Source organism: uncultured Negativibacillus sp. (genome assembly GCF_944388365.1).
Classification (GTDB): Bacteria; Bacillota; Clostridia; order Oscillospirales; family Ruminococcaceae; genus Negativibacillus.
Genome location: NZ_CALXIN010000001.1, coordinates 39,090 through 53,944, shown reverse-complemented (window position 1 = coordinate 53,944; position 14,855 = coordinate 39,090). Strand labels below are relative to the sequence as shown.

The following is a 14,855-nucleotide window of genomic DNA, read 5'->3' as shown; positions in this document are numbered from 1 at the left end:
CCTCTTTGGGAGTATAATGAAACCATCCCTGTAATTTACAAATTTTGTCAGAGGAGAGATCAACGATGAACGACAAACTGAACTCTTTTTACAAGAGCTTACATAACAAAAAAGTATCCTTTATCGGCCTTGGACGCAGCCACCGCGAACTGCTGCCGATGTTTGCCTCCAAAGGAGCAAAGGTCACCCTGCGCGACAAACGCACCCGCGAACAGATCGGAGAGGAAGCGGACAAACTCGAAGCCATGGGCATCCAGCTCACTCTGGGAGAACACTATTTGGACGGCCTGTGTGAGGAGGACATCATCCTGCGCACCCCTGGCATGAACTACTTTACTCTTGCTCTCCAGCAGGCAAAGGAGAGCGGCGTCGCTGTCACCAGCGAGATGGAGCTGTTCTTCGACCTTTGTCCCTGCAAAATCTATGCGGTCACCGGTTCGGACGGCAAAACAACAACCACCTCGGTCATTGCAGAGTTTTTAAAGGCACAGGGCTTTTCGGTATTTTTAGGCGGCAATATCGGCTTCCCGCTTCTTCCAAGAATTGAGCAGATCGGGCCGGACGACCGCGCTGTGGTCGAGCTGTCCAGCTTCCAGCTCATCTCGATGAGAAAATCTCCCGATGTGGCTGTCGTCACCAATGTTGCGCCAAACCATCTGGATGTCCACAAGGATATGCAGGAATATATCGACGCCAAACGCAACATCTATCTGCATCAGGGCGGTATCAGCCGCACTGTCATCAACGCTGACAACGAAATCACCGCCTCCTTCCTGCCGGAAATCCGCGGTGAAGCGATGCAGTTCAGCCGCAAAATGACTCCTGCCCTCGGATGTTATCTGTCCGAAGACGGTGTGCTGACCATGGCTGACCGCCACAGCACCACTCCTGTGCTGCACATGGACGAAATCCGCATCCCTGGCATCCACAACGTCGAGAACTATCTGGCAGCGATCAGCGCTGTCTGGGGCGAAGTGTCCAAAGAAAATATCGTATCGGTCGCCAAAACCTTTGCGGGTGTGGAACACCGCATCGAGTTTGTCCGTGAACTGGACGGCGTTAAATGGTACAACGATTCGATCGCATCCAGCCCAACACGAACCATCGCCGGACTCAACTCGTTTAAACAGAAGCTAATCCTGATTGCAGGCGGCTACGACAAGAAGATCCCATTTGAACCACTTGCTCCAAAAATTATCGAGAAGGTCAAGGTGCTGATTCTGATGGGCGTCACTGCGCCAAAGATTGAAGCTGCCGTCACCTCCTGCGAAGGATACGACCCGAAGGAGCTGGCCATTCTGCACGTTTCTTCGATGCAGGAGGCGGTCGAAAAGGCAAAAGAAGTTGCCGAAAAAGGAGATATTGTTTCGCTGTCGCCTGCTTGTGCCAGCTTTGACCTCTATCCCGATTTTGAGGCAAGAGGCAGACACTTTAAAGAACTGGTCAACGCATTATAATCGCTCCTTTTTTCTGAGGAGGGAAGCAGAAAATGAACATCGAACTGCAAAAACGCACTGCCGACCATGTGCGTATCTATTTTGAGCAAACACAGGACGCTCAGATCGACCGGATGCTTCCAAGAAGCGTGGAGACGCTGGAACAGGCACTGGCAAACTTTGAACAGACCCTGCTGCCCAACGCTTCCAGCTACGGCAGAACCATCTACGCTGACGGCCGCTACGTCGGTGACATCTGGTGTTACTGCATCGACCCCAAAGAAACACCCAATGCCATGCTCAGCTACTGTATCTTTGAAAAGGAGTGCTGGGGAAAAGGAATTGCTTCGCAGGCAGTTTCCCTCTTTCTAAAAGATATTATCCCAAGATTTTCACTCCAAAGTATCGGTGCTTTTACTTATGCAGATAACATCGCTTCGATCTGCGTACTGGAGAAAAACGGGTTTACAGCACAAGAATCCTTTGTGGAGGACGGCAGAGAATCGGTTTATCTGGAATATCACGTGCAGGACAGGGGATAAGTTATGATTTATTATTCGGACAAAGAACTCACCATCCGCTCCCTGACGCAGGAAGATGCTGATATTATCGCAGCAGAGGAGGTCGCACAGGGCTGGATTCACGCCAGCCCTAAAAAGTATCTTCAACGCCTGAAGGATCAACAGGACGGCAAGGCAGTCGCACTTGCTGCGGAATATTGCGGACAGGCTGCCGGTTATATCAATGTATACTTTCAAGCAAGACAAGGTGCATTCGCAGGTCAGAATATTCCAGAAATCGTAGATTTCGGCGTTCTGGAGAAATATCGCCGCCGAGGTATTGGCACAAAACTCATGGATATTGCTGAACAGATTGCCGGAGAATATGCTGATACCGTTTGTCTTGGTGTGGGTCTTCACACAGGATATGGCAGCGCACAGCGTCTATATATCAAGCGCGGTTATCTGCCGGACGGAAGCGGCGTCTGGTACAGAGATGTTATCTGCAAGCCTTATTCCAACTGCTGCAACGACGATGATCTGATTCTGTATCTTTCCAAGAAACTTCGCTGATCTGTTTTCCGTAAGGAGGCCTAACATACCCATGACAACTTTGGACAACTATGATTTCTGCAAACCCTACATCATGGATAACGAGTATATCCTGTGGGAGGGTGCGCCTCAAAAAGGGCTTGTTCTTACCAGCAGAGACCTCGCCCTGATTCCTTTCAGTCTGATTTGGCTGGCTTTTTCCCTGTTCTGGGAAGTTTCCGCCATCCGAACCACCGGTTCCCTCTTTATGGTACTCTGGGGACTTCCCTTTGTCGGCGTGGGAATCTATCTGCTGTTCGGACGCTTTTTGCAGACAATCTTTCTGCGCAAGAAAACTTATTACATCATCACCAACAAAAAACTCATCATCCGCACTGGAAGCAAGGTGAAAATCTACCGGTCCGCTGATCTGCCGCCTATGAATATCCAGCATCACCGCGACGGAACCGGCACAATTCTGTTTTGGGAGACAGGTTACAGCCACGGCAGAAGATACGGCACCTTCTTTTCTCTGGACCACATTGCAGATGTGGTTGGCGCTCAAAATGCAATCAGTCGGATGGAACACTAACATTAGGAGTGATCACGATGAACAACATTCAGATACGGCCTGCCGTCTGCGGCGATGAATTGATCCTGGCACAGATTCAAACAGAGGCCTGGAAGACTGCCTTTGCCAACATCCTTCCCGCAGACGAGCTGGAAAAGGACACCAATCCGCAAAAAGTAATTGATATGTACACCCGTGTTCTGCAGCAGAAACTTCCCGAGGGCTATCTCCTCTTTGTCGACGGAAATCCGCACTGCATGGCCTTTTGGGGAAAGAGCCGGACAGACCTTTATCCTGAAAGTGCAGAACTGATCTGCATCCACAGCCTTCAGGGCAACTGGGGCAAGGGATACGGTTCAACAATGATGGAATTTCTGCTGGAAAAAATAAAGTCTGCCGGATACCGGCAGGTTATTCTGTGGGTTTTTGAAGAAAATATTCGCGCCCGCAGATTCTACGAAAAGCACGGATTTGTCATGACCGAGCACCGGAAGAATCATTTTGGTGCCGATGAGGTTTTGTATCAAAAGTCTCTGTAAAGATGTCGAAATCCAGCTGTGACTTTCAGTGCTTTATTCTCTTGAAAAAAGCCCCTCTCCCGAATATCATAAAGATAAGCCCTTCGTTTTCACTGGTCGATTTGGTCTAAAGGAGGTTTTCTTATGCTGAAACTGTTTCGGAAAGCATTCTGGGTTCCTTATGAGGACAGTAGCGTCTATCCCGATCTAGTCAAAACGATGGATGCCATCTCCAAATACTGCGAGCAAAACGGGGATTCCTGTACCTTTACCGCAGAGGATGAGGTCGAAATCAACGGCCAAAAATACGAAATCTCCAGAGAGTATGAGCCTGGCAGTCGGGGAAACTATGGCATCAAATGTACTGCAAAGGAATAACAACACAACAAAAAGGACGCCGAAACGGCGTCCTTTTTTATCGTCATTTTTGGGATTAACCTTTGCTCTTCATGTCCTGATACATTGCATACATCGGAGATGGCAGGCCAAAACCACCAGCAACCGGCATCGTTTCACCGGTGACAAAGGAGGACATATCACTTGCAAAGAACAGCACGGCATTTGCAATATCTTCCGGCTGTCCTGGGCGATTGAGCGGTACATTCTTCAGGAACATTTTCAGGAAGTCCTCGGACATATTCTGCATTGCGGCATCGGTCGCAATAAAACCAGGCATAACAGCGTTGCAGCGTACGCCCTGTCTTGCATACTGAACCGCAATATTCTGGGTCAGATAGTTGATGGCAGATTTGGAAATGCCGTATGCCATTCTGGACAGATCAGGATATTTACCACCGACCGAAGAGATGTTGACGATCGAGCCGCCGCCGGTTTTGATCATCGACTTAACGGCCTGTTTACATGGGATATAAACGCTCTTGAGGTTGTTTTCTACAATGCGGAAGAAACCGTCGGTGTCGCCGTTGACCAGGTCAAAGTCAACCTTCACATCGGTAGCACCATAGTTATTGACCAGGATGTCGATTCTGCCTTCCTTGGCGACGACCTCATCCACCATCGATGCAAATGTCTCCTCCTTGTCTGCATCGAAGTAAACGACACCTGCCTGTCCGCCTTCTGCAATGATTTCATCCGCTACTTTCTGGCCGGCATCCAGTCTGCGCACAGCAAGATATACCTTTGCACCGTTTTCTGCCAGCTTCTTTGCACAGGCAAGTCCAATGCCGCGGGTAGCCGAGGTAACCAGCGCAATTTTATTTTCGCAAAGTTTCATAATAAATCCGTCCTTTCACAATGTAAAATCATTCGAACGATTTTGTATAACTTGATTATAGCAGTACTCCATGTCTATTTTACGAAAAAATAATGTCCAAATTAAAAACTCTACTAAATACGTATTTTACCGTTTTAAAAGTCGCCTTTTTCCACCAACATTTTCAAAAATTGCTGTGCCGCCAACGAAAGCGGATGCGATAGACAGGTAACCACACCAATCTGTCGGAAAGGAAATGGTGTGCGCAGGCGAAGAGAAAAGATAGATTGCTGTTCCAACGCATGTGCTGCAAAATTTTCCGGCACAATGCCGATTCCCAAATTCTGTTCTACCAGAGGAACGATCAGATCGGTGGTAGGCAGTTCGATATCTGGACGCAGCACCTGTCCATGCTGTTCAAAAAAGCTCTCCAGATGCTGTCGTGTTCCTGTTCCTGACTGCAGACAAATCAAAGGGTAATTATTTAAATCCCGCAGATGCAGCGTACGACCGCACAGCTTGGAAAATCCTTTGCCTGCAACGGCTATGTCCTGAAAGCTGGAAAGGAGCTGTACATGAAATTCCTCACTTTGCGGATAAGGAGAGATGACGACTGCCAGGTCAATCTCCTCCTTTTTGAGCGCCTGAATGGCGGATGGCGTGGTAAAGCTGGAAATCTGAAGCCGAATTTCTGGATAACACTCCCGAAAGGAGCCAAGAAAATGAAGCAAACCATGGTGCAACGTCATCTCACTGGCGCCGATGCGCACCAGACCTTCCTGCAGGTTTTTGCGCTTATTCATCTGCTGCTCTGCTGTGAAGATTTCCTCACAGGCTGTCGCCACATGGCGATACAGTACCTCTGCCTCCGGCGTCAGCGAAACACCCTTTTGGGAACGTATAAACAGGGTACATCCCAGTTGTGCTTCCAGCTGGGCAATACAGCGGCTGACTGTCGGCTGCGTCTGAAACAGCGCCTTTGCTGCATGGGTAATATTGCGGTATCGTGCCACATAGTAAAAGGTCTTATACAGCTCAAAATTGATTCCCATTGTTCGCTGCCTCCTGTGATCTTCCATAATGTCCATATCAAAAAAGCATGGACTTGAGCAAAAATATGTATTTGAAAAATGGTATAATAGTAGTATAATACACAATAGTCCGCATGACAATCAGAAAAGGAGGGCTTCTATGGAATCAAAGAAACAAGAGTATCTGGAATGCGAACATCATTGGGTCTTTGCACTGCTGATTTTTGTCGGTGGTTTTTATGGAGTGTTCACCTTTCTGCTGCGCGGCGGCGTTTTTTGTAATGCACAGACCTCCAACTTTGTGCTGTGTGCTATCGAGATTGGACAGGGAAACTGGCTCGGAGCTGCCTATTTCCTGATTCCGATGACTGCATATATGATGGGGGCTTTTGTTTCCGAAGCCATCTCGGTCAAATTGACCCACGTCTATTTTCTGCGATGGGAAACGGTGCTGATTGCTATTGAACTGATTTTTATTATCATCTTGGGCTTTATTCCCGATTCAGCTCCTTATCAGATTTCTCAGGTTGCCACCAACTTTATCTGCTCGATGCAGTACAACACCTTCCGCCAAGCAGAGGGAATTCCAATGGCGACCACCTTCTGTACCAACCACGTGCGGCAGGTAGGTATCCATCTCCACAAGTTTATCTCGCAGAAGGATGTCACTTTTCTCAAACGCTCTCTGCGCCATCTGAGAATGTTGGGAATGTTTGTATTAGGTGGTGTCATCGGCACTGTACTTTGCAACTGGCTGGGAGGACGTGCGATCTGGTTTGCACTGATTCCAATGTCCTATTTATTCCTGAAGCTGCTGCACGCCGATCTGACCATCGAACATGATCGTTTAAATACTCTGCCAAAAGGGCACTAAAAGCATAAAAAAAGAGGGACGGATGATCCGTCCCTCTTTTTTTATGCTTATTTTTCGAACAGTTCCTTTGCTTTTTGTGCAATGCGGGTTCCGAAAATGACCATCTTTTCTTCCTGCTGCTCCATCGGCACCTCTTTGATGCTGGTAACTCCCAGATGGGTATTTGGTTTACCCAGCGAAGTTCCTCCTGAATAAACCAGCATACCCTTGACGAGAATCTGGTTAATCAGGGTCAGCATTGCTGTTTCAGAACCGCCGCCCAGTGCATTTGCGGTAGCAAACACAGCACCCAGTTTACCGGCAAAGCTGGCATCGGTTTCGTCGATAAACTTTTTCAGCTGCCAGCAGATATTGGCATAGTAGGTCGGTGTTCCAAAGATGACAGCATCTGCCTGGTGGATATAATCGTTATCCACCGGTTTGCCTGCCTGCGGGTCAACGTTCATGATGCGATACTCGCAGCCTTCCACCTGTTCAATGCCTTTACCGATCAATTCGGCAGCCTGCTGTGTACGTCCGCTTTCGCTATAGATGATAATTGCTATTTTCATACTGTCCGCTTCCTTTCCTACGTTTCTGTCCTCCAACAGATGTATGCAGAAAAACTTCCGTCTATTCCTCGTCAGGATCTTTACCGGTAGCTGCTTCCAACAGGCGGGAGATTTGCTCTTCCTCCTTGCCTGCATCCGGCTGCGGCAGTGAATGGGTGGTCACGGATTCCTCGTTGGATATTTCTGTCTCCGACGAAAGGGTTTGCTCCGACTCATCCTCTTTTTCTGCTGTTGCAATACCGATGATGCTGGTCTGATCGTCGACGCGCATTACCTTGACACCGCCGGCATAGCGCGACTGTTTGGAGATCTGATCCGCTGGAATACGGATGATGACACCGCTGTCGGTAATCAGCATAATATCGGTGTTGTCGTCCACATTGTCAAAGCCGGCAACAGGACCGTTCTTATCGCAGTAGTAGTTGCGCAGACCCTTTCCGCCTCTGGTCTGCAGACGATATTCCTCCACATTGGTGCGGCGTCCCAGACCCGACTGAGATACGGTCAATACATCCTTGTTCTGATCTGCGACAATCATGCCGACAACTTCATCGCCTTCATCCAGTGTGATGGCTTTGACGCCGCGGGCAGTTCTTCCCATCGAGCGGGCATCTTCTTCGTTGAATCGGATGCTCATACCGTTGCGGGTTGCCAGAATGATCTGATCTTTACCGCTGGTGATCTTCACCCAGGCCAGCTCGTCGCCTTCGTCGAGGTTAATCGCAATCAGGCCGCTCTTGCGGACATTGATATATGCATTATATTCGGTTCTCTTGACGATTCCCTTGCGGGTAACCATGACATAGTATTTATCCTCTGCGGAAATATCCGAGGTCTTGATGACGCAGGTGATCTTTTCTTCCTGCTCCAATGGCAGAATATTGACCACATTGGTGCCGCGGGAAACGCGGGAACCTTCAGGAATCTCATATCCCTTGATGCGGTAAACCTTGCCTTTGTTGGTGAAGAACATCAGATAATCGTGGGTCGAACAGATATAAATATCGCTGACAAAGTCTTCGTCACGGCGGGTCATGCCGCTGATACCACGGCCGCCGCGCCGCTGGGTCTTATAGACATCCAGAGGCTGACGTTTGAGGTAGCCAAAGTGGGTCAGGGTAACAACACAGGATTCCTCTGGAATCAGGTCCTCGATGTCCACTTCACCTTCCAGTGCTGCCAGTTCGGTTCTGCGTGGGTCGCTGTATTTCTCTTTGATCTGCAAAAGTTCCTCTTTGACAATCGCCAGCACCTTATGCTCATCTGCCAGGATGGCGTTATATTCTGCAATCTTTGCGTGCAGTTCGTCTACCTCTGTCTGAATCTTCTCTCTTTCCAGTCCTGCCAGTCTTCCCAGCGGCATCTGGACAATCGCCTGTGCCTGTACATCATCCAGACCAAAGCGCTCCATCAAAGCAGCCTTGCCTTCCTGAACGGTGTAATGCGAGCGGATAATCGAGATCACTTCGTCGATATAATCGAGCGCTGTGAGCAATCCTTCGAGGATATGAGCGCGTTCCTTGGCCTTTTTCAGGTCGAAGATGGTTCTGCGGGTGATGACCTGCTCCTGGAACTTGATATATTCCTGAAGCATCTGTTTGAGGGTCAGGGTCTTTGGCTCGCCATTGACCAGCGCCAGCATGATGACGCCGACGGTGTCCTGCATCTGGGTATAGCTGTACAGCTGATTGAGAACGATCTGTGCATTGGCATCGCGTTTGAGTTCGATAACAATGCGCATACCTTTGCGGTTGGATTCATCGCGGATATAGCTAATCTGGTCGATCTTCTTCTCCTTGACCAGATCCGCAATGCGCTCAATCAACCTTGCCTTATTGACCATGTAAGGAATTTCGGTGACGATGATGCGCTCACGGCCGTTTTTAAATTCCTCAATGTGTGTTTTTGCGCGCAGGAGGATTTTGCCGCGGCCGGTTCCATAGGCTGCACGAATACCCGAGCGTCCCATGATGATGCCGCCGGTCGGGAAATCCGGACCTTTGATATGCTCCATCAGTTGATCCAGACCTGCATCCGGATTGTCGATCAGGCAGCAGACGCCGTCGATGACCTCGCCGAGGTTATGCGGCGGGATATTGGTCGCCATACCGACCGCAATACCGGTCGAACCGTTGACCAGCAGGTTTGGAAAGCGGCTTGGCAAAACGGTTGGTTCCTGCTTACGGTCATCGTAGTTTGGAGCAAAATCGACCGTTTCTTTGTCGATGTCGGTGAGCATATTCATCGAGATTTTGCTCATCTTCGACTCGGTGTATCGGTAAGCAGCCGGTGGGTCACCATCGACCGAACCGAAGTTACCGTGACCATGTACCAGCGGATAGCGCAGAGAAAAGTCCTGCGCCAGACGAACCAGCGCATCATAGACCGAAGCATCACCATGTGGATGATACTGACCCAGTACGCTTCCGACCGTGTCCGCACACTTACGAAATGCCTTTTCCGGATACAGTCCATTTTCATACATGGTGTACAGGATACGGCGATGAACCGGTTTGAGTCCATCGCGCACATCCGGCAGTGCTCTTGCTGTAATAACAGACATCGCATAGTCTCGATAAGCTTCCTTCATCTCATCTTCGATGTCTTTTAAAATCAGGTTTTCACCCGATGTATTCATTTTGTTCATTCCTTTCCATGATCCCCCAACGCCGTCTGCAAACAGCGTCGAGCAATTTGAAGGTTAACTTACTTGCTGACCGTGTCTACGTAGGCATCTCCGACCTTGTCCTTCATCAAAGAGGTGAAGGTCTGGAGCTGCTCCTGATCCATCGTCTTTTTTGGAATGATAAAAACATGGTTTCCCTGATAAATCAAAGAAAAACAACGTTTGAGGTCGTACAGTTTGGCAACTTCTGTATAAGCCACCTGCTTTTCATTGAGCATCAGGCCGTCCTCTTTGAGCAAAACGGTCTGGTGTCCCTCTTTTTCAAATTCCTTGGCAATTTCCTTGTTAAAACGCTGGCTTTTAGATTTGAGCATCAACGCCACTGCGCCCAGAAAAATGGCAAACAGCAATGCAATTCCGCTCTTAGAAAAAGCAAACCAGACAATCTGAATGCACATCAGCAGTGAGATGATGATATACAGCTTTCTGGTTCTCCGGTTGGTTCCGTCCGCAGTATCGGTGGCATCCAGTCCATCAAAAATATCTGCATAAACGGCATCGAAAGAAACGGTAAAAATACCTTCCTCCTGCTTCATTTCCTGGGAAAGTGTCTGTTCCTCGCTGCCTGGCTCCTGTGGATGATTCATTTCCTCGTTTTGTGTCTGTGTCATCTCAAAGCTCCTTCCCTTGTTATCGGTCGCCTATCAATTTATTTGCGAAAGGATTGGATCTGCTTTTGAATCACCGGCTCTGCCTTTTCCAGAAGGTCCTTCGGCACAATGATCCTTCTTCCATCCTTGACTTCAATAATCACGGTCTGTGCAGTTTCTTCCAGTCTGGAAATATCGTCGACCAGCACCGAGCTGCGGTGTTTTCCATTGAGGAAGCAGACGATTTTATCCGGTTCAAACGCATATTCCATCGGCATCAGCAGGCTGGGGTCCTTTTTGAGTTCCTTGAGCACCGAACGTTTGAGAGCCACAGGGAACATCACAAAGTTATAAAACAGGTTAAACAGCTGGAAAACGATCATCACCACACCGGCAATCAGATAGATATCCGACCACTGCTCTTCTGTCATGGCGCCTTTGTAGATTGCGATGCATCCCAGGACAAAGAACAGCACTGCCCACAAAATTGCCTTCTGGCGGTTGTGACGGATCTGTTCCTTGGAGTGAGAAAGTGCGTAGTCTACATAGTAATCCTCTTTGAGCTGAATGGTCATTCGATGCTCAAAGTCACTGAGCTGGCGCTTTTCGACCGCTTTTTGATTTTTATTTTGTTTCATAGTTCTTCTCCGTCTATCAGATGTCCAGGTTATTGACATATTTTGCGTTCTGCTCGATAAATTCCCTTCTTGGGCCAACCTTGTCGCCCATCAGGATGGTGAACATCTCGTCAGCACGCTCAGCGTCTGCCATGGTCACCTGAATCATGGTGCGATGCTCTGGGTCCATTGTGGTTTCCCACAGCTGTTCTGCATCCATCTCACCAAGACCTTTGTAACGCTGAATGTCTACCTTGCCGCCGTCCGTGGTCATCTCAGCGATGATCTGATCTCTCTCCGGATCGGAATAGGCATAGCGCACCTTTTTGCCGCGGGAGAGCTTAAACAGCGGCGGCTGTGCCAGATAGATGTGTCCCTCTTCAATCAGCGGACGCATAAAGCGGAAGAAGAAGGTCAGCAGCAGGGTACGGATGTGCGAACCGTCGACATCGGCATCGGCCATGATGATGACCTTGCCATAACGGAGCTTTTCCAGATCAATTTCGTCGCCGACACCACAGCCCAGTGCAGTAATGACCGGCAGCAGTTTCTCGTTGGTGTAAACTTTATCCAGACGTGCACGCTCAACGTTGAGCATCTTGCCCCACAGCGGCAGAATCGCCTGGAACGAGCTGTCGCGTCCCTGCTTTGCAGAGCCGCCCGCAGAATCACCCTCGACGATGTAGATTTCGGTGCGGATATTATCGTGATCCGAGCAGTCTGCCAGCTTTCCTGGGAGGCTGACGCCCTCCAGCGCCGATTTTCTCTCGCGGGTACGGTCACGGGCAAGGCGGGCTGCCTCTCTGGCCTGTGCAGCGGTCAACGTTTTCTCAATAATCAGCTTGGCTGTCGCTGGATTTTCTTCAAAGTAGGTGCTCAGCTTATCATAGGTAATACGATAGGTCAGGCTGCGGATCTCGGTGTTGCCCAGCTTGGTTTTGGTCTGGCCTTCGAACTGTGCTTCCTCCAGCTTAACCGAAATAATCGCTGTCAGGCCTTCCAGAACGTCCTCTACGGTAAATTTATCGGTATCCTTCTTAAATACCCCAGTCTTTTTGGCATAGTCGTTAAACGCCTTCAGAAGGGCTGTACGGAAACCAATCTCATGAGTACCGCCGTCCGCTGTATGAATGTTGTTGGCAAAGGAAAGGATGGTGGTATTGTAGCTGTCGTTATACTGCAATGCAACCTCTACGGTAGAACGGTCGCCATCGCCCGAATAATAGATGACGTCCTCATGCAGAACATCCCAGATATTCTTTTTCTTTTCATGGATATAATTGACAAAGCTGCGGATACCGCCCTCATAGTGCATCACTTCAACAACCGGCTCATCTCCGCGCTGATCGGTGAAGGTGATATTCACACCGCCATTAAGAAATGCCTGTTCACGAAGGCGTTTGAGCAGTGTTTCATAGTTATAGTGGGTAGTTTCGGTAAAGATTTCCTTATCCGCCTTAAAAGCGATCTGAGAACCTGTTTCGGTGGTAGGCTCCATCTTTTTGAGTTCACAGACCGGTTTGCCGTACTCAAAGCGCTGGTAATAACGGTAGTGTCCGTCACAGACCTCAACCTCCAGCCACTCGGACAGCGCATTGACGACCGAAGCGCCAACACCGTGCAGACCGCCGGATACCTTGTATCCGCCGCCGCCAAACTTACCGCCGGCATGCAGCACAGTAAAGACAACGGTAACTGCAGGGATTCCCAGTTTCGGCTGAATGCCGACAGGAATGCCTCGTCCGTTATCTTTTACGCGGACAATATCGCCTGGCAGCAGATCGACCAGGATCTTGGTACAGTTTCCTGCCAGTACTTCGTCAATCGCGTTGTCCACGATTTCATACACCAGGTGGTGCAGACCATCCGGTCCGGTGGAACCGATATACATACCCGGACGTTTGCGCACCGCATCCAGACCTTCCAGGACCTGAATATCACTGGCATCATATTTCTCGATCATCTCGGGATTTTTCTCAGGTGTATTTTGCAAAGTGATTCCCTCCATCGTTTATTTCCTGGCTGTCTTTTAAAAAAACACAGCCGCATGGTTTCCCCTTCTGTGAGCATCAATCTGACAGGCAAAAACACGCATCATAAGCCAGGATTTTTCACTTCCGATACTTGTTTATTATAGCATAAATCGGCTGTTATTTACAACGTTTTTTGCCGATTCTTTTCTTCTTAATATGTATTTTTTAAAACCTTCAAAAAAGGGCGTTATTATCAAGTTTACAGTAATTTTCTGTGCATCAAAAAATCCGGCTGCTTTTGCAGCCGGATTTTTCAAAATATGATCGGCCTAAATCGTTCCTAGCCGATCGATATATCCGTTTCTTTTTTTAAGTGTTGCACAGGAAATCTGGGAGATATAAACCATTCTGCGATCTCCCTCCCGACAGACGATAAAGGACTTGGGAAGCTCCGCAGAAACATTGACTACACAATGGTTTTTCTCCTGCACACTCAGATATTCCTTGGTGATTTTAGAAACAGAGGTATTCTCAATATCAAAAATACCGATAATATCGCTGCTTCTGACCACAACATCCTGTCCAAGATGCAAATACACGTCGTTTCCTCCCGTTCCTGATATTAAAAGTCCTGTACATCCATCAGTTCCCCTGCATGAATCAGAAAGCTCCTGCCCTCTTTCAGTCCACGGAAGTTTTCGTCGTCGCAGCAGGTTACAAACACCTGGCGGCCTTCCAGATGGTTGAGGAGATAATCTCTTCTGGATGCATCCAGCTCGCTCATGACATCGTCCAGCAAAACCACCGGTGTCTCGCCGGTCACCTCTTCCACCATGCTGCACTCTGCCATTTTTAATGCCAGCACACCGCTTCTCTGCTGCCCCTGGGAGCCATACAGACGCATCGGCATCTCATTGACCAGAAGTTCCAGATCGTCTCTGTGCGGGCCGCACAGCGTTGCTCCGCGTTCGATATCTTCTCGGCGTGTTCTCTGGTACTCCCGCAGGAAAAAGGTGCGCAAATCGTCCCTTGTCTGCAGCGACTCGGACTGTGCTCCACATTGATACTGAAGATCAAATCGTTCTTTTCCAGAGGAGATTCCATTATAAACCGCCGCCGCCTGCGGACGAATACGGTCGACATATCTTGCGCGGCAGAATACAACTGCCGCTGCTGCGCGCGCCAGATGCTCCTCCCAAACTTCCATCGTGTCGATCAGCTGCGGAAAACGCGCCAGATCCTTGAGCAGCGTATTGCGCTGCAGCAGGACACGCTGATATTCGTGCAGATAATGGTCATAGCGAGGCAAAATCTGGCTGATAGCAGTATCAAGGAATTTGCGGCGAAACGCCGGTCCATCCCGCACCAGCGACAGGTGTGCCGGAGAAAAGACAACTGCATAAAACTGTCCGGCCAATTCGGAAGTGTTTTCAAGCGTGATCCCATTGAGCAGGATCTGCCTGGTCTTTTTGTCCTGTGCAGCTGCTGAATCAAACAGCTCGATAGAAGCTGTCTGTGTGCGTTGCTGATTGGAAAAGGTGATCTCACTTTTACAGGAATTCTGCCCAAAGCGGATCATTTCCCGATCCTTGGCACCACGAAAGCTTCGGGTTCCGGTAAACATCCAGATCGCTTCGGTCAAATTGGTTTTTCCCTGCGCATTTTCTCCGTGGATCACGTTGACTCCTGCAGCAGCCTCCAGATGAAGCGAACAGATATTGCGAAAATTGGTTAGTTCAATGTTATCCAACCGCACAGTCCGCT

Annotated in this window: 16 protein-coding genes; 7 read left to right on the top strand and 9 right to left on the bottom strand. The window is 49.1% G+C overall.

Annotated features, from left to right (window positions below):
• The first annotated feature begins 65 nt into the window (after positions 1-65).
• The 6 genes from murD to Q0L39_RS00250 all read left to right on the top strand — a co-directional run bounded on the left by murD (position 66) and on the right by Q0L39_RS00250 (position 3,934).
• Positions 66-1,457, top strand: a complete 1,392-nt coding sequence (murD, locus tag Q0L39_RS00275; RefSeq protein ID WP_296626335.1) for a UDP-N-acetylmuramoyl-L-alanine--D-glutamate ligase — start codon at positions 66-68, stop codon at positions 1,455-1,457.
• 32 nt (positions 1,458-1,489) lie between these two features.
• The gene (locus Q0L39_RS00270) at positions 1,490-1,978 is read left to right on the top strand and encodes a GNAT family N-acetyltransferase (protein ID WP_296626334.1); all 489 of its coding nucleotides are present in this window, start codon (positions 1,490-1,492) and stop codon (positions 1,976-1,978) included.
• 3 nt (positions 1,979-1,981) lie between these two features.
• Positions 1,982-2,509, top strand: a complete 528-nt coding sequence (locus Q0L39_RS00265) for a GNAT family N-acetyltransferase (RefSeq protein WP_296626333.1) — start codon at positions 1,982-1,984, stop codon at positions 2,507-2,509.
• 31 nt (positions 2,510-2,540) lie between these two features.
• Positions 2,541-3,059, top strand: coding sequence for a PH domain-containing protein (locus Q0L39_RS00260; protein ID WP_296626332.1), 519 nt, complete (start codon positions 2,541-2,543; stop codon positions 3,057-3,059).
• Positions 3,060-3,076: 17 nt separating this feature from the next.
• Positions 3,077-3,577, top strand: coding sequence for a GNAT family N-acetyltransferase (locus Q0L39_RS00255; RefSeq protein WP_296626331.1), 501 nt, complete (start codon positions 3,077-3,079; stop codon positions 3,575-3,577).
• Between the two features lie 123 nt (positions 3,578-3,700).
• A complete protein-coding gene (locus Q0L39_RS00250; RefSeq protein ID WP_296626330.1) occupies positions 3,701-3,934 on the top strand; it encodes a DUF4318 domain-containing protein in 234 nt (77 codons plus the stop codon).
• A 55-nt stretch (positions 3,935-3,989) separates the two neighbouring features.
• Here the strand turns inward: Q0L39_RS00250 and Q0L39_RS00245 are convergent, their stop codons facing one another.
• Together Q0L39_RS00245 and Q0L39_RS00240 are read right to left on the bottom strand one after the other, a co-directional pair.
• Positions 3,990-4,790: an SDR family NAD(P)-dependent oxidoreductase gene (locus Q0L39_RS00245; protein ID WP_296626329.1), complete on the bottom strand. Its 801-nt coding sequence runs from the start codon at positions 4,788-4,790 to the stop codon at positions 3,990-3,992.
• Between the two features lie 134 nt (positions 4,791-4,924).
• Positions 4,925-5,821, bottom strand: coding sequence for a LysR family transcriptional regulator (locus Q0L39_RS00240; protein ID WP_296626328.1), 897 nt, complete (start codon positions 5,819-5,821; stop codon positions 4,925-4,927).
• A 139-nt stretch (positions 5,822-5,960) separates the two neighbouring features.
• On the opposite strand from Q0L39_RS00240, the gene Q0L39_RS00235 reads away from it, so the two are divergent.
• On the top strand, positions 5,961-6,674 hold the full coding sequence (locus Q0L39_RS00235) for a YoaK family protein (RefSeq protein ID WP_296626327.1): 714 nt from the start codon (positions 5,961-5,963) through the stop codon (positions 6,672-6,674).
• A gap of 47 nt (positions 6,675-6,721) precedes the next feature.
• On the opposite strand, the gene Q0L39_RS00230 is transcribed toward Q0L39_RS00235, so the two are convergent.
• The 7 genes from Q0L39_RS00230 to recF form a co-directional block, all read right to left on the bottom strand.
• On the bottom strand, positions 6,722-7,225 hold the full coding sequence (locus tag Q0L39_RS00230) for a flavodoxin family protein (RefSeq protein ID WP_296626326.1): 504 nt from the start codon (positions 7,223-7,225) through the stop codon (positions 6,722-6,724).
• 61 nt (positions 7,226-7,286) lie between these two features.
• Positions 7,287-9,872 carry a DNA gyrase subunit A gene (gene gyrA, locus Q0L39_RS00225; protein ID WP_296626325.1) on the bottom strand — a complete coding sequence of 862 codons (2,586 nt, stop codon included), beginning with the start codon at positions 9,870-9,872 and terminating at the stop codon, positions 7,287-7,289.
• Positions 9,873-9,931: 59 nt separating this feature from the next.
• Positions 9,932-10,522 (bottom strand): YcxB family protein, encoded by a 591-nt coding sequence (locus tag Q0L39_RS00220; RefSeq protein WP_296626324.1) that lies wholly within the window; start codon positions 10,520-10,522, stop codon positions 9,932-9,934.
• 38 nt (positions 10,523-10,560) lie between these two features.
• The gene (locus Q0L39_RS00215; RefSeq protein WP_296626323.1) at positions 10,561-11,139 is read right to left on the bottom strand and encodes a hypothetical protein; all 579 of its coding nucleotides are present in this window, start codon (positions 11,137-11,139) and stop codon (positions 10,561-10,563) included.
• A 16-nt stretch (positions 11,140-11,155) separates the two neighbouring features.
• The gene (gene gyrB, locus Q0L39_RS00210; RefSeq protein WP_296626322.1) at positions 11,156-13,126 is read right to left on the bottom strand and encodes a DNA topoisomerase (ATP-hydrolyzing) subunit B; all 1,971 of its coding nucleotides are present in this window, start codon (positions 13,124-13,126) and stop codon (positions 11,156-11,158) included.
• A gap of 294 nt (positions 13,127-13,420) precedes the next feature.
• Positions 13,421-13,690 (bottom strand): extracellular matrix regulator RemB, encoded by a 270-nt coding sequence (gene remB, locus Q0L39_RS00205; RefSeq protein WP_296626321.1) that lies wholly within the window; start codon positions 13,688-13,690, stop codon positions 13,421-13,423.
• A gap of 23 nt (positions 13,691-13,713) precedes the next feature.
• On the bottom strand, positions 13,714-14,847 hold the full coding sequence (gene recF, locus Q0L39_RS00200; protein WP_296626320.1) for a DNA replication/repair protein RecF: 1,134 nt from the start codon (positions 14,845-14,847) through the stop codon (positions 13,714-13,716).
• Between the last annotated feature and the right edge of the window lie 8 nt (positions 14,848-14,855).

Coding starts and splice junctions, on each gene's coding strand:
- Q0L39_RS00250 (WP_296626330.1), top strand. CDS start 3,701: ATGCTGAAACTGTTTCGGAAAGCATTCTGGGTTCCTTATGAGGACAGT.
- Q0L39_RS00255 (WP_296626331.1), top strand. CDS start 3,077: ATGAACAACATTCAGATACGGCCTGCCGTCTGCGGCGATGAATTGATC.
- Q0L39_RS00260 (WP_296626332.1), top strand. CDS start 2,541: ATGACAACTTTGGACAACTATGATTTCTGCAAACCCTACATCATGGAT.
- gyrB (WP_296626322.1), bottom strand. CDS start 13,126: ATGGAGGGAATCACTTTGCAAAATACACCTGAGAAAAATCCCGAGATG.
- Q0L39_RS00265 (WP_296626333.1), top strand. CDS start 1,982: ATGATTTATTATTCGGACAAAGAACTCACCATCCGCTCCCTGACGCAG.
- Q0L39_RS00245 (WP_296626329.1), bottom strand. CDS start 4,790: ATGAAACTTTGCGAAAATAAAATTGCGCTGGTTACCTCGGCTACCCGC.
- murD (WP_296626335.1), top strand. CDS start 66: ATGAACGACAAACTGAACTCTTTTTACAAGAGCTTACATAACAAAAAA.
- gyrA (WP_296626325.1), bottom strand. CDS start 9,872: ATGAACAAAATGAATACATCGGGTGAAAACCTGATTTTAAAAGACATC.
- Q0L39_RS00215 (WP_296626323.1), bottom strand. CDS start 11,139: ATGAAACAAAATAAAAATCAAAAAGCGGTCGAAAAGCGCCAGCTCAGT.
- Q0L39_RS00270 (WP_296626334.1), top strand. CDS start 1,490: ATGAACATCGAACTGCAAAAACGCACTGCCGACCATGTGCGTATCTAT.
- Q0L39_RS00240 (WP_296626328.1), bottom strand. CDS start 5,821: ATGGGAATCAATTTTGAGCTGTATAAGACCTTTTACTATGTGGCACGA.
- Q0L39_RS00235 (WP_296626327.1), top strand. CDS start 5,961: ATGGAATCAAAGAAACAAGAGTATCTGGAATGCGAACATCATTGGGTC.
- Q0L39_RS00220 (WP_296626324.1), bottom strand. CDS start 10,522: ATGACACAGACACAAAACGAGGAAATGAATCATCCACAGGAGCCAGGC.
- Q0L39_RS00230 (WP_296626326.1), bottom strand. CDS start 7,225: ATGAAAATAGCAATTATCATCTATAGCGAAAGCGGACGTACACAGCAG.